Source organism: Paenibacillus sp. AD87, assembly GCF_001659845.1.
In the GTDB taxonomy this organism is placed as follows: Bacteria; Bacillota; Bacilli; order Paenibacillales; family Paenibacillaceae; genus Paenibacillus; species Paenibacillus marchantiae.
The window spans coordinates 873,876-887,071 of sequence record NZ_LXQN01000007.1 but is presented as its reverse complement, the minus strand read 5'-3'; the positions used below and the strand labels follow the sequence as shown (position 1 = coordinate 887,071).

The following is a 13,196-nucleotide window of genomic DNA, read 5'->3' as shown; positions in this document are numbered from 1 at the left end:
CTCTTTAACACGTAAATATTATTCGATAAACTTACACATTCTCCTGCAAATCTTTCAAAAGTTTTGTCAGTTTATGTTGAAAAATTTCCCGATCCTGCTCTGTGAAAGGCTTTGGGCCTTTTCCATAATGCCCTCTTTTTCGTGCTTTGGCCGCAGTATGACGGGAATCCAGCATGAAATCAATGTCACGATCATTAAATTCACGACCACGAAATGATAAAACATAACAACGTTTGCCAAGTGCGAGCGCCGCCAGTCCATAATCCTGTGTAATGACCACATCGTATGGCTTGATGTGATTGGCAATGTACAGGTCTGCGCTCTGATCACTTCGATCTACCTGAACGGTTCGCACTCCTTCTCCGCCCTGAAGAAAATGATCAAATGAAGAAACCATCAATACAGGAACTTTGAATTGGAGAGCTGTTTCTGCGATCTCAGCCTTGACCGGGCAAGCATCACCATCCACAACAATGTGGCGTACATTCAACTCACTCAAAGCCAGACCACCCGGTTTCATAAAATAGCTGCATATTGTAATATACGACCCCAGCCAGTCAAAATCCTTCTGACCGGTCAATGGAAATCAAAGGCTAAAATACGGAACGGCTGTAAATATAAATTTTTCACAATCCGTTCCGTATATTTATACCCTCATATATCCTTCTTTAATACTGAATTTATGCTTTGCCGCAGATCTGTCCACTCGGAGCAGAAAGGACCCGACTACCAGACCAATTTGGAGAAATCAGCAAAAGCTTTCAGATCACGGTCAATGGCTGCAAGCAATGCCAGACGATTCGCACGCACAGCCTCATCTTCAGCCATAACCATAACCGAATCGAAGAATACGGTGATAGCTTCCTTCCAAGCTGATGCAATCGCGAGCGCTTCAGCAGCAGCATGCTGAGACAATACCTGACGATATTCCTCATTGGTTTTGCTCCATGCTTCATGCAGCTGGCGCTCTCCTTCTTCTGTGAAGAGTTCTGCATGTACCGAAGCATTGGATGCTTTGGCAGCCAGATTACCGACACGGTTAAAGGATTCGACGGTTGTTTTGAAGGCATCTCCTGTTTGGACAGCTGCCATGAGTGCCTCACCTTTTGGTACTACCGCGCTGATATCATCAAATCCGGAAGAAATCACTGCGTCCACAACATCATAACGAACCGTTTCCGACAACAGTTTCTTCACACGAAGACCGAAGAAGTCCTGCAAATCTTTACGCACCTCTTCATCCGCACGTTTCAACAGGTTCATCTGAGCATGCACTTGAAGAGCAACGCCGAATACATCGGACAATGTCAGCGGAAGATTGTGATCCAGCAAAATTTGTACGATCCCTGCTGCCTGACGGCGCAGCGCGTAAGGATCTTGAGATCCTGTAGGAATGATATTAATCGAGAAACATCCTACAATTGTATCCATTTTATCCGCAGCACTCACAATAGCACCAACGAGCGAAGCAGGAGATTGATCTCCAGCGAATCGTGGCTGATAGTGCTCAAATACCGCTTTGGCCACTTCTTCTTTTTCACCAGCTTTACGGGCATAATCCTCACCCATCACACCTTGCAGTTCAGGGAATTCTCCCACCATAAGTGTAACAAGGTCGAATTTGCAGATATCCGCAGAACGATTCACCGCTTCGGCTACATCGGCTGGTACTTGCAGCTTGCTAGCTAGACCATCCGCAATTTTGCGAATACGGCGAACTTTATCTCCAACCGTTCCCAGCTCTTCCTGGAAGACGATACTTTCCAGTTTCGACAATGCATCCTTAATCTCCAGCTTCTGGTCTTCCTCGTAGAAGAACTTGGCATCAGACAGACGTGCACGAAGTACCTTTTCGTTTCCTTTTGCAATGACATCCAGTGAATCGCTGCCGCCGTTACGAACCGTAACGAAGTATGGCAGCAATTGTCCATCATTATCAAGCACCGGGAAATAACGTTGATGCTCACGCATTGAAGTAATCAGTACCTCTTGTGGAATATTCAAAAATGAAGATTCGAATGTTCCGAACAGCACCGTTGGTGTCTCAACCAGGAACAGGACCTCTTCCAGTAAATCTTCCTTAATCGCAATATCCCATTTCTTCTCGGCAGCCAGTGCCTGGATCTGGGATACAATCATCTGCTCACGTTCTTTGATATCCGCAATGACGTGCTCGGAACGAAGCAATTCCACATACGAAGCGGGATCCGAAATGACCGCCTCTTTCCCGAGGAAACGATGTCCACGTGTTACATTGCCAGACTTTACGCCTGCAACTTCCAACTCAATAACATCGCTGCCCAGCAGAGCAACAATCCAGCGAATCGGACGCACAAATTTGAAATCATACGAAGCCCAACGCATGAATTTCGGGAACGTCATGGCCTGCAGTATAGCCAGCAAACCCTGACCGATCACAGATGAGGTTTCAACGCCTTTACTGCTCTTGGTCGCGTAGATATATTCCACGCCGCTCAGTTCCTTGAATGTAAACTGATCCGGTTCAACACCCTGACTACGGGCAAACCCGAGTGCAGCTTTACTCCAGTTACCACTGTCGTCGAGTGCTATTTTACGGGAAGGTCCTTTTACTTCTTCCTCCACGTCTTCCTGTTTCTCGGCAACATCCTTGATCAAAACAGCCAGTCGGCGCGGTGTGGCATACGCATTCACTTCACCATAAGCAATGCGGGATGCATCCAGCCATTTCACGACACGATCCTGCAGCTGTTCAATTGCTGCTCGCATGAAGCGTGCAGGCACTTCTTCCAGACCAATTTCAAATAACAGATCCTTAGACATGCTCAGCTCCCCCTTTCTTGATCAGCGGGAAGCCGAGCTTCTCACGCTCTTCCACATATGTTGCAGCCACTTGACGAGCCAGATTACGGACACGGGTAATGTACCCAGTACGCTCCGTTACGCTGATTGCTCCGCGCGCATCCAACAGGTTGAACGTATGCGAACATTTCAACACATAGTCATATGCCGGGAAAACTAGATTTTGTGCCATAGCCTTGTTCGCTTCCTCTTCATGCATGTTGAACAGCGTAAACAACATTTTGACATCAGATACTTCAAACGTATATTTGGAGTGTTCGAATTCAGGCTGACGGAACACATCACCATATGTAATTCCGTCTACCCATTCCAACTCAAACACATTTTCTTTTTCCTGAATGTACGAAGCAAGACGCTCCATACCATACGTAATTTCAACTGCTACCGGATTCGTCTCGATTCCACCGACTTGTTGGAAATACGTAAATTGGGTGATTTCCATACCGTCCAGCCAGACTTCCCAGCCAAGACCAGCACAGCCGAGGGAAGGGTTCTCCCAGTTGTCTTCAACAAACCGAATATCATGTTTGAGCGGATCAATACCCAACTGTTTCAGACTTTCCAGGTAAATCTCCTGAATATTGTCTGGCGAAGGCTTGATAATAACCTGGAATTGATGATGCTGATAGAGACGGTTTGGATTTTCTCCATAACGACCATCCGAAGGACGGCGGGACGGCTCTACATAAGCTACTTTCCAAGGCTCGGGTCCAAGCGAACGCAAAAAGGTCATCGGGTTCATCGTACCTGCCCCTTTTTCCGTATCATATGGTTGAACAATAATACAGTTGTGCGCGGCCCAGAATTGTTGCAGCGTGAGAATCATCTGCTGAAAATTCATAATCATGCTCCTTTTCGATGGTTTGTGATGAACAAGCCTAGAACGGTACAGACAATAAAAAGCCCTCGTCCTACGCCTGTTATACAGACATAGGGACGAGAGCTATTCCCGCGGTTCCACCCTACTTGGCTTAGATATAAACAGAGATCCTGTTCATTCAAGCCCACTTTTCCGTGTCATTCATGCTCCCGAGTGCCGTTTCACAGACCGATTCAACCCGGCTCCCACCATCCCCGGCTCGCTCACACAAGATTAGTAAGGTCAACCGACCTCTTCTGCTCCTGAATGTATAAATCAAGTCTCCTACTTTCTCGTTCAATGCATGTCTCCAAAAGAGAAATTATAGTTCATAATATATAAAAATAAGTACGAAGTCAAGATATATTACTTATTTCACATCAAGACGACTCAAATCCCGTACTTTTCCATTTGATCAAGAAAAGAACGGGATTTTAGATTCAAGCCAAGTTGATGATCCATAAAGGCCCGCATGATCTTTTTGATCTCATCCCGGGTGCCTTCGCTAACCGATATATTACCAAGCCTTTGCAGATCCAGCTGTGCAAACAGACGCAAGAGTTTCAACGCCTTCGGACTCACGGAAATCGCCGGAGGATCAAAGTGTTTGCAAGCACGGCACAGAACGCCTCCAAGCCTTGGACTAACAAATAATTGCTCATCCGGACGCTCGTGACCACAAGAAATGCAATCATCAAGCTGAGGTCCGTACCCGGCTGCCTGTAATATTTTCATTTCATACAGGCTTGTGATGACGACCGGATCTTTCTCTTCCTTCAACGCCTGAAGACAGGCTTTCAACTGTTTGAACCAGAACGTACCTGTCTCTTCATCCTGCAACACACGATCCAACAGTTCACAAGCATAAGATGCATAGGAGGCCTTAATCAGATCTTCACGCAGCTCATGATAAGATTCGATGATCTCACCTGCGTTTAGTGTTCCCAGACCGGTGTTACGAAAATATACATATTGACCGTACGTAAATGGCTGCACCAGTGCAGCATGTCGGCTTTTGGGTTTTTTGGCACCGCGGACGAGTACCCCTACTTTCCCGCCGCTTTCGGTGCAAAGCGTAATGATTTTGTTTCCCTCGCCGTAGTCCATGCTGCGGATGACAATCCCTTCCACCCTGTATAGCATGCCTCGTCACCTAACCATTCCCGAATTAGCCAATTAACCTTCGGCTTCTTCATCTTCAATCACTTCCCTTGCAGGTTCCGACTCCTGTCCCACTGAGCTACATGCCTCAGCATACAACAGATAGGATTCCACATCCCCCGTCATCGCAAAAACCTTCCACGAAAAATCTCGCATCGGAATTTCATCCTCTCTTCGGAAATGACGTCTGCTTCTACCAGATAGGATGGAGTCTTGCAAGGTAAACTATGTGTTGCAATTACTGGATACAATTCCGACGATTAGTCGCGGCCAAAGCCAAGGTCACGCAGAACTCGATCCTGATTTCTCCAGTCTTTTTTCACTTTAACCCACAGATCCATGAAGATTTTGGAACCTAACAGGTTTTGAATATCATGGCGGGCACGTTTCCCCACTTCTTTAAGCAAGGCACCCTGTTTACCGATAATGATCCCTTTTTGCGAATCACGCTCCACAAAAATGACGGCAGAAATATAAACGACGCCGTTGTCCTGTACTTTCATATCCTCAATTGTGACCGCAATGGAGTGCGGCACTTCTTCACGCGTCATTTGCAAAATTTTCTCCCGAATCAACTCAGCACAAACGAACTGCTCCGGATGGTCTGTAACCTGGTCATCTGGATAGTACTGCGGACCTTCCGGCAAATACTTGCCGAGCTGCTCAAGCAAGGTACTTACGTTGCTGCCGAGCATGGCAGAAACAGGTACGATTTCAGCGAAATCATGCAGCTTGCGATATTCCTCAATCAGCGGAAGCAATGCTTCCGGCTCAATTTTATCAATTTTGTTCATGACAAGAATGACAGGCGTCCGTACATTTTTCAATTGTTCTGCAATATAACGGTCACCACCGCCCATGCCTTCCGAGGCATCGATCAGGAAAAGAGCAGCTTCGACTTCTCCGAGCGTATTCAAAGCGGTCTGGTTCATGTAATCGCCCAGCTTGGATTGACGTTTGTGAATCCCTGGCGTATCCAGGAAAACGATTTGTTGGTGTTCCGATGTATAAACACCATGAATCTTATTACGAGTCGTTTGTGGCTTGTCCGACATAATCGCAATTTTCTGTCCAATGACTTGATTCATCAGTGTGGATTTACCTACATTGGGACGTCCAATAATGGCTACAAAGCCGGATTTGAATGCTTGTTTTTTCATATGTTCCTCCTCAGGCGCCTAGGCCTGGAATGTATTGGTTTTTACTTTTTAGCAGAGTTCAGATCAGATGGTCCAAAAGCCCATGGCAATAGTTCGGCAACTGTAGTCTCCTGCAGATCACCTTTCATGTTACCCAGAATAACTTTCATATCCGGTTCACACAGTTCATACATCACTTGACGACATACGCCGCATGGAGCAATCGGGCCGTCTGTATCTCCTACAATGGCAATGGCTTTGAAACTGCGTGGTTGCTTACCTCCTGCTATCGCACTGAACATGGCTGTACGCTCAGCACAGTTGCCTGGCGTATAAGCAGCATTCTCAATATTACAACCATGATGCACATGTCCCTCACTGTCAAGCAAAGCTGCACCTACACCAAAATGAGAATAAGGCGTATACGCTTTCGTACGTGCCTTAATTGCTTCTTGCATCAACAAATCATTATCCATAATTAATCTCTCCCTTAGGGTGTATATAAAGTTGCACTCAATGAGTTAAGTTCAACTTAAAAATATTTGCACTGGCCTCTCCGCTGTCAGAACAACCTTACGATCGCTGTTATCCCCGGATTTTATTGATTCCCTTTTCCAAAGTGAAAATCCGGTGATAAAGGCGAACGCTTCGCTTCTACAAGTTATTTCTGACCTCTCCGTTATTGTGCAAACCAGAAGTTCAACTTAAAAATGAGTCCAACTTTATAATTTGTGTGTAATATTAAAATCAAAACAAAAACAAAATCACAGCAAACCCAGCCAGCTCATCACCGGCTTAATGAAAACGATACTCCCGATGATGACGGCGAACACCGCAGCCAGCAAAACCGCACCGGCCGCGGTGTCCTTCGCCGCTTTTGCCAGCGGATGTATATGCGGATGCGCCAGATCTACAGCAGCTTCCACAGCTGTATTCATCAGCTCCGTCACAAGAACCAGAAAAACGGCTGTCAGTACAAACATCCAGTCCGTTCTGGAAATCCCGAAAAAAAAGCCGGCTGCACACATCAAAATGGCGACTCCTGTATGAACTCTTACATTCCGCTGAGTCCGCAGCCCGTATACGATTCCTTCCGCAGCATTGCGGAATACCATCCCCCAGGAGCGCCTTTTCATTATCGTGTCAACCCGGCTTGGGCGAGTACCGCTTCCTGTTTGCCCATCATTTCGGCTTCGCTGGCTTCATCTTGATGATCATATCCAAGCAGGTGCAAGAAGCCATGAACAAACAGGAACCCGAGCTCACGTTCAAATGAATGCCCATATTCTTCACTCTGCAGGATGGTCCGTGGAACAGAAATAATAATATCCCCCAGAACATCCGGCATTTCTTCCATTTCTTCATCCTCATCCAGTTCGTAGATGATATCCAGTTCCTCATCCACAGTCTCATTCATTGCAAAAGACAATACATCTGTTGGACGATCAATGCCGCGATAGTCACGGTTCAGCTCATGAATCTGCTCATCATCTACGAAAGTCAGGGCCACTTCCCCGTCCGCAACACCCTCTGCTTCCCCTGCAAGGTTCAGCAGCTGCTCCAGCATTGCGATCATCGGTTCGGTGATTTCTTTATCCTGTTGTTCATTATTCCATGCTAGGTTAAGACTCATTCTTTCATACTCCTGTCTTCTCATATTAGCGAATCAACCCGCTTCAGGCGAGGTTGGCTTCGGTTTCTTCATTTCTTCCGGATATTCAATCCTGGAGTGGAATATACCCATGACGGTTTCCTTAAGGGTCTTGGCGACGATATCCAGCTCCCGCATTGTCAGATCACAGTCGTTAAACTGATGATCGTCCAGTCGACCTTTAATAATCTTTTCGATCATGGACTCCACTTGCTCTACAGTAGGCTTCCGCAAGGAACGGACCGCAGCTTCCACGCTGTCAGCAATACCAACAATCGCCGACTCTTTGGACTGAGCCTTGGGACCCGGATAACGGAAATCATCTTCCGTAAAATCAGGTTCCACTCCTGCTTCCTCAGCCTGACGCAGTGCTTTGTGATAGAAGTAATGCAGGAAGGTTGTTCCATGATGCTGCTCAGCAATGTCCCGAATAGGCCTCGGCAGCTTGTAGTCCTTCTGCATTTCCACACCATCGCGTGCGTGAGCCACGATAATGGACTTGCTCAGCTTTGGATCAATCGAATCATGCGGATTTTCCATATTGTTTTGATTTTCAATGAAATAAATCGGTCGCTTGGTCTTGCCAATATCATGGTAATACGAGCCGACCCGACATAACAACCCATTGGCACCGATCGCCTCTGCGGCGGCTTCTGACAGGTTTCCTACCATCACACTGTGGTGATAGGTTCCCGGTGTCTCTGTTAGCAGTTTACGTAGTAGCGGGTGATTGGGATTAGACAGTTCCACCAGCTTCAGCGCAGACAAGATGCCAAATGAGGTTTCGAAAAATGGCATTAGCCCAATAACCAATATGGCGGTCAGTACGCCTCCGGCAAACGCAAATCCAATGCCATAGAGCGTTGTCGTACGGTTCCAGTCACTTGAGTCAATCAACGCCAGCGTGAAGACTGCCATCGATCCGAACAGACAGACCATAATGGCGCCTTTCAGGATCGTAGACCGCTGACTTGCTCGATGGGTGGCGAAGATCGCAACAAACGATACCAACACCGCGAAGAATCCAAGTTCAAAGTCAAAAATCTGACCCTGATGTGTATTCAAAATAATACTCGACAGCATGCCGATAATAATCGAGCAGACAAAGGCAAGCGATGTATCCAGCAGCAATGCAATTAACATTGCTCCTACGGCAACAGGGGCAAGAAAGCCTACGTATGAATTCTCACTGGTCTGGAGTATCGCCGTAACATGCATAACTACAATCGTAATAATAAATATGAGAACAAGCATCAGCAGTTGAGCATTATTATATTTGAAATGCGTTCCGCTGAATTGCTGAATATACATGAGAATCGCTGCCGACAACAGACAAGACAGCATAAGCAGTCCAAGCTGAGGCCAATAGTTCACTTCGTTTTTCAGCAAATCGTTCTCGCCCAGAAGGGTGTACATCTCCGGGGTAATCATCTCACCCTTGGCAACAAGCGTATCTCCTTGCTTGATAAAGACCGTTTGAGTGTTCTCACGAGCCTGTACTTTAGCTTCTTTTGTACCCTCTTCATCGTAGAAGCGGTTAGACGTTACCACAAGACGAGCAAGCTCCTGTACAACTTCACGCTGCGTACGCTTGCTTAGGGAGCTCACACTCACCATCTCGGCCACTTTGGCACGAGCTGTTGTAGCCTCACTAATCTGGTCGGTCATTAATCTGGAGACGATATCCCGAGCAACGGCCTTCATCTCCTGAATATCATCCGAAGTCAGACGTGAAATTTTGATATATGTCTCTTCCGGGATGCGGTAGCTTTGCTCCTGTACCACATTTCTGATCTCTTCCAACAGAGTTTCGGAGTATGTACCCGCTTTCCGGTTGTTGTTGATGAAATTGGAAACAAAATCTTTCTGACGCTGCGGTATTTCATCACGATAGATGTCAATCTTGTCCTGACTGGAAATCTGATCATCCTGATTCAGTCGATCAATACGATCAAGCAGAGTCGTCATCAGATTTTCGTTCCGCATCTGCACGATCTGAAACATCGGCTGTACACGTTCAGCGGCTTCTTCTTGTGCTTTCAGTGTAGCCTTGGTATTCGGGATCTGCATGGGCGCAGCAATATTCACTTCACTTCGTGTGCCTTCCTGAATATCATACCGCTCTGGGAGTAGCTTGGAAGCAAGACTCACGTAGAAGAGGATCACCAGAAACAAAAACAGAAGATAGCGTGCCCACACGCTATACTTCCATCCTGTAGCTCTATTTTGAAAAGATTTGCCTTTTGACAGTTCCTTCGAGGTCATCGAGACAATCCCTTTCTATTCTTGATTTTCTGCGGCGTGGTTATAGGCGACGATGATTTTCTGGACGAGGGAGTGCCGTACAACATCTTGCTCGGCAAAATAGACAAATCCAATCTCTTCCACTTGGCCCAATATTGCATTGGCTTCCACAAGCCCTGACTTTTTGCCGCGCGGTAAATCAATTTGTGTCACGTCACCGGTAATAACCATTTTGGAACCAAAACCGAGACGAGTCAGAAACATTTTCATCTGCTCCGGTGTCGTATTCTGAGCTTCATCCAGGATAATAAACGAATCATCCAGTGTACGTCCCCGCATATAGGCAAGAGGTGCAATTTCGATCAAACCGCGCTCCAGTGCCTTCGCAGTCTGCTCTTGTCCCATAACATCGTACAAAGCATCGTACAGCGGCCGTAAATAAGGATCAACTTTTTCCTGAAGATCACCAGGCAAGAAACCAAGACTCTCTCCCGCTTCAACTGCAGGTCTTGTGAGCACGATCCTCTTGACGCTTCCTTCCTTAATTGCTGCCACAGCCAGGACAACAGCAAGATACGTTTTACCTGTACCGGCTGGACCGATACCAAATACAACATCACGTTTTTTTATTGTAGTTACATAGTGTTTCTGTCCAATCGTTTTAACACGGATCGGCTTACCACGGTACGTCGTTGTAATCTCGCCTTTGAACAGATCCAGAAGCTGGTCTGCACGCAGTTCCTTTGCAAGCTCAATGGCATACTTAACGTCCCTTTCGGTTAACACATATCCGTTACGTACCAATTGCAACAACACATCAAATAATTGTTCAAGCGATTCCACATTCTGCATGTTGCCATGGATCACAATCTCCGCTTCACGGGATGCGATCTGGGCGGGAATCTCGGATTCAATCAGTTTCAGAAAAATATCTTGGGGTCCAAAAAGAGATTGACCCTCTCCCGCACTTTGGAGGGAGATTCGTATGCTGCGTGTTTGCTCTGACAAATAGCCTCATTCTCCTTGACTATGGACTAACGGAAGTTCTTCCGCAATGCTTTCTTCCACTTCAAATAATACTTTCATATAAACTTTACCATTCTCTTTCTTCTCATGCAAAATTTTTTCGCTTAAAATTTTCGTTCCTTTGCCATTTTTGGCGATAATATCGTTTCTTGCTCCTTCCAATCCTTTCGTTCTAGCCCATTCAATCGTATGCTGCTCCTCTTGTTCCCGAGTTTCCAAATCTTTCTCAGTCAGCCATCCCATGGGAAGTGTGAAGGATCTCCAGGTCAGCGGTTTATGATCACTTTCGGTATCAAATGTGGTAAAAGGCGTATTCCCGTATCCCCAGAGTTGTATCGCCCATTTTCCCAGCACAATGTAAAAACGTTCCTTGCTATCTCCAGTCATCGTGTTATGTTTCTGCACAAGAGGGACTTCGACTTGATATTCACGCCACACCAGTCCGCGCACTTCCCCTTTGGCTACAATGGTCTTTGTATTCTCTTCATCTCCCAAAATACCGGATATCAGTACCTGCCCCTTCTTGACACGCATGTCCTTCTGCACGACAGGGCGCCCCTGCTCCGCGTAAATTTGAGTGATTACAGCGTCTGTTTTACTGACCAGATGTCTCGGGTTCAGCAGCGGTTCACGCTTGGGCTGTGCTGACTCCACAACCTGGATGGTGATGGTTGTCCCTTCTTTGCTCACCCCAATCCAGGTTACATCTGGCAGAGCCAGCGCGAGCTGTCTGGAGAGCTTGTCCTGGCTTTGCAGCCGAAATCCCCACTGGAAGGGGTAGATGCCTTCTTTCTTTGCTGCCGCGAGCACTTCATCCGTGGGAATCGTCACATTGCCTTTCACTTCTACATTCCAAACCATTGATGATAACGCAAACAGAGCTGCTACAAAAAATAGCATGCCGCCTAGAAAGAACTTCCTTCTTAACAAACGGGCTGCAAAAAAAGGAAATCCACTCCGGTGTGTCACCTTTACCCGGCAGCCTGTCCGTTTCAGCAAAGGACGCAGCCTGAAAAAATGCGGTAGCAGAATATTCATTTCTGCCTTGCGTCCATCATGGGCACGCAGGTCCCATACTTCCAGTCCCTGCTCTGCCACCGTATTGATTAATGCTTCAATATCCCCCCCAGTGACCGTGATTCGGACTGCTCCGCGCAGTTTGTACAGACTGGGCTGCTTCATCCGTTCCCCTCCGCTCCATTCATATGAATATCCAGAATTGTTCCTTCAACAGCCACTTCATCCGGCAAAATATTGCGAATCATCAGTTCAGTTCCTTTGATCTCCAGCTGACCCTGTGAGAGAGCCAGAACGATGCGATCCGGTGTAAAATGAATGACACCACGATGATTCTCTATATACAATTGCTTTGTGCCGATCAGGGTTAACCGTGGCATATCGTAAAGCACGTCCTGCGGCAGATCCAGAACTTCACTGGTCCATCTGCGCAGCTTGCGGCTGATCCGGGTCATTCGAAGGTCTTCCCCCTTCCTCTACAGTTCAACTTATGCGCAGATTCCTGAAATTATGAAAACTACGGAACGTGTTAGATGTGAAAATAAAAAGAGACCGAGACAGAAAAAAGCCGTCGTCTGGATTTATGCTCACCAGAGACGGCTTTTCACTTATTAATATAATATAAAGTTATAGTTTCCCTCGTGTTCCAAAGGGTTGTTTAGAGCGCGGAGAACCGAGAACCTCTGCCCACAACACACCAGTACGAATGTCTTCCCGGCGGAGCTGGGACGGTCCGGACTCGCTGGATGAAACTTCATCCCAACTGGAGTCAGACACAACCGGTGTATTTGCAGTAGAGATACGATCGAGTCGCTCCCGAATTTCACGTTGTCGTTGCTCCATCACTTTCATTTGTTCTTCGAGGGAGTTTTCCATTCCACCCAGAGAACTCTGCCCTCCAAAGTCGTCATTCACAGGACGGGCAGATGTCGTTGCTGGCTGCGAATAGGTTTGATCATATCGATCATCGTACTGATCGTCATCATACCGCTCGTCGTATCGTTCGTCATACTGCTCATCATAGCGGGGATCTGAAGGAGCCGATGACTGCTGCGGTGCGGTATTTCCCCGCGAGCGATCATTCCGGTCCGAATCACCACTCCCTCCAAACGTAGGCATCCCGTTATTTGCACGCTTTTTGTTCGGATCAGCCGATTTGGCTGCTTTTCCAAGGAAGGAAAAGAGTGCAAAAGCGATGACTGCTACAATATACAGATTATTAAAAATCCATTCAAATAGGCCCATATGCACTCACCGC

Annotated in this window: 14 protein-coding genes; all 14 read right to left on the bottom strand. The window is 46.8% G+C overall.

Translation table 11 applies throughout. From position 1 onward, the window contains the following. Positions 1-31: 31 nt before the first annotated feature. The 14 genes from gpAD87_RS04015 to gpAD87_RS03955 all read right to left on the bottom strand — a co-directional run bounded on the left by gpAD87_RS04015 (position 32) and on the right by gpAD87_RS03955 (position 13,183). Positions 32-520 carry a YaiI/YqxD family protein gene (locus gpAD87_RS04015; protein ID WP_063567021.1) on the bottom strand — a complete coding sequence of 163 codons (489 nt, stop codon included), beginning with the start codon at positions 518-520 and terminating at the stop codon, positions 32-34. A 206-nt stretch (positions 521-726) separates the two neighbouring features. Next, entirely contained in the window at positions 727-2,802 is a 2,076-nt protein-coding gene (glyS, locus tag gpAD87_RS04010; protein WP_064636396.1) for a glycine--tRNA ligase subunit beta, read from the bottom strand. Beyond that, the gene (gene glyQ / locus gpAD87_RS04005; protein ID WP_063567023.1) at positions 2,795-3,682 is read right to left on the bottom strand and encodes a glycine--tRNA ligase subunit alpha; all 888 of its coding nucleotides are present in this window, start codon (positions 3,680-3,682) and stop codon (positions 2,795-2,797) included. The genes glyS and glyQ overlap by 8 nt, the downstream gene beginning before the upstream one ends. A 408-nt stretch (positions 3,683-4,090) precedes the next feature. Further along, positions 4,091-4,843, bottom strand: coding sequence for a DNA repair protein RecO (gene recO / locus gpAD87_RS04000; RefSeq protein WP_064636395.1), 753 nt, complete (start codon positions 4,841-4,843; stop codon positions 4,091-4,093). Positions 4,844-4,876: 33 nt separating this feature from the next. Continuing rightward, entirely contained in the window at positions 4,877-5,017 is a 141-nt protein-coding gene (locus tag gpAD87_RS31350) for a YqzL family protein (RefSeq protein WP_079696207.1), read from the bottom strand. A 104-nt stretch (positions 5,018-5,121) separates the two neighbouring features. Beyond that, entirely contained in the window at positions 5,122-6,021 is a 900-nt protein-coding gene (gene era, locus gpAD87_RS03995) for a GTPase Era (protein WP_063567025.1), read from the bottom strand. Positions 6,022-6,062: 41 nt separating this feature from the next. Then, entirely contained in the window at positions 6,063-6,476 is a 414-nt protein-coding gene (locus gpAD87_RS03990; RefSeq protein WP_063567026.1) for a cytidine deaminase, read from the bottom strand. 288 nt (positions 6,477-6,764) lie between these two features. Continuing rightward, on the bottom strand, positions 6,765-7,136 hold the full coding sequence (locus gpAD87_RS03985) for a diacylglycerol kinase family protein (RefSeq protein WP_063567027.1): 372 nt from the start codon (positions 7,134-7,136) through the stop codon (positions 6,765-6,767). Then, positions 7,136-7,633, bottom strand: a complete 498-nt coding sequence (ybeY, locus tag gpAD87_RS03980) for an rRNA maturation RNase YbeY (RefSeq protein WP_063567028.1) — start codon at positions 7,631-7,633, stop codon at positions 7,136-7,138. The genes gpAD87_RS03985 and ybeY overlap by 1 nt, the downstream gene beginning before the upstream one ends. Positions 7,634-7,666: 33 nt before the next feature. Further along, positions 7,667-9,916, bottom strand: a complete 2,250-nt coding sequence (locus tag gpAD87_RS03975) for an HD family phosphohydrolase (RefSeq protein WP_064636393.1) — start codon at positions 9,914-9,916, stop codon at positions 7,667-7,669. 15 nt (positions 9,917-9,931) lie between these two features. Continuing rightward, a complete protein-coding gene (locus tag gpAD87_RS03970) occupies positions 9,932-10,903 on the bottom strand; it encodes a PhoH family protein (protein ID WP_064636391.1) in 972 nt (323 codons plus the stop codon). Between the two features lie 6 nt (positions 10,904-10,909). Beyond that, the gene (gene yqfD, locus gpAD87_RS03965) at positions 10,910-12,103 is read right to left on the bottom strand and encodes a sporulation protein YqfD (protein ID WP_064636389.1); all 1,194 of its coding nucleotides are present in this window, start codon (positions 12,101-12,103) and stop codon (positions 10,910-10,912) included. Beyond that, complete coding sequence (gene yqfC, locus gpAD87_RS03960; RefSeq protein WP_024628472.1) at positions 12,100-12,393, bottom strand: sporulation protein YqfC; 294 nt, start codon at positions 12,391-12,393, stop codon at positions 12,100-12,102. Before yqfC ends, yqfD begins: the two co-directional genes overlap by 4 nt. Before the next feature lie 172 nt (positions 12,394-12,565). Further along, the gene (locus tag gpAD87_RS03955; protein WP_064636387.1) at positions 12,566-13,183 is read right to left on the bottom strand and encodes a hypothetical protein; all 618 of its coding nucleotides are present in this window, start codon (positions 13,181-13,183) and stop codon (positions 12,566-12,568) included. Between the last annotated feature and the right edge of the window lie 13 nt (positions 13,184-13,196).

Bases quoted from the DNA above. Each gene is read 5' to 3' on its own strand.
- gpAD87_RS03955 (WP_064636387.1), bottom strand. From the start codon at position 13,183: ATGGGCCTATTTGAATGGATTTTTAATAATCTGTATATTGTAGCAGTC.
- gpAD87_RS31350 (WP_079696207.1), bottom strand. From the start codon at position 5,017: ATGCGAGATTTTTCGTGGAAGGTTTTTGCGATGACGGGGGATGTGGAA.
- yqfC (WP_024628472.1), bottom strand. From the start codon at position 12,393: ATGACCCGGATCAGCCGCAAGCTGCGCAGATGGACCAGTGAAGTTCTG.
- glyQ (WP_063567023.1), bottom strand. From the start codon at position 3,682: ATGAATTTTCAGCAGATGATTCTCACGCTGCAACAATTCTGGGCCGCG.
- glyS (WP_064636396.1), bottom strand. From the start codon at position 2,802: ATGTCTAAGGATCTGTTATTTGAAATTGGTCTGGAAGAAGTGCCTGCA.
- recO (WP_064636395.1), bottom strand. From the start codon at position 4,843: ATGCTATACAGGGTGGAAGGGATTGTCATCCGCAGCATGGACTACGGC.
- gpAD87_RS03985 (WP_063567027.1), bottom strand. From the start codon at position 7,136: ATGAAAAGGCGCTCCTGGGGGATGGTATTCCGCAATGCTGCGGAAGGA.
- gpAD87_RS04015 (WP_063567021.1), bottom strand. From the start codon at position 520: ATGAAACCGGGTGGTCTGGCTTTGAGTGAGTTGAATGTACGCCACATT.
- gpAD87_RS03990 (WP_063567026.1), bottom strand. From the start codon at position 6,476: ATGGATAATGATTTGTTGATGCAAGAAGCAATTAAGGCACGTACGAAA.
- ybeY (WP_063567028.1), bottom strand. From the start codon at position 7,633: ATGAGTCTTAACCTAGCATGGAATAATGAACAACAGGATAAAGAAATC.
- era (WP_063567025.1), bottom strand. From the start codon at position 6,021: ATGAAAAAACAAGCATTCAAATCCGGCTTTGTAGCCATTATTGGACGT.
- gpAD87_RS03975 (WP_064636393.1), bottom strand. From the start codon at position 9,916: ATGACCTCGAAGGAACTGTCAAAAGGCAAATCTTTTCAAAATAGAGCT.
- yqfD (WP_064636389.1), bottom strand. From the start codon at position 12,103: ATGAAGCAGCCCAGTCTGTACAAACTGCGCGGAGCAGTCCGAATCACG.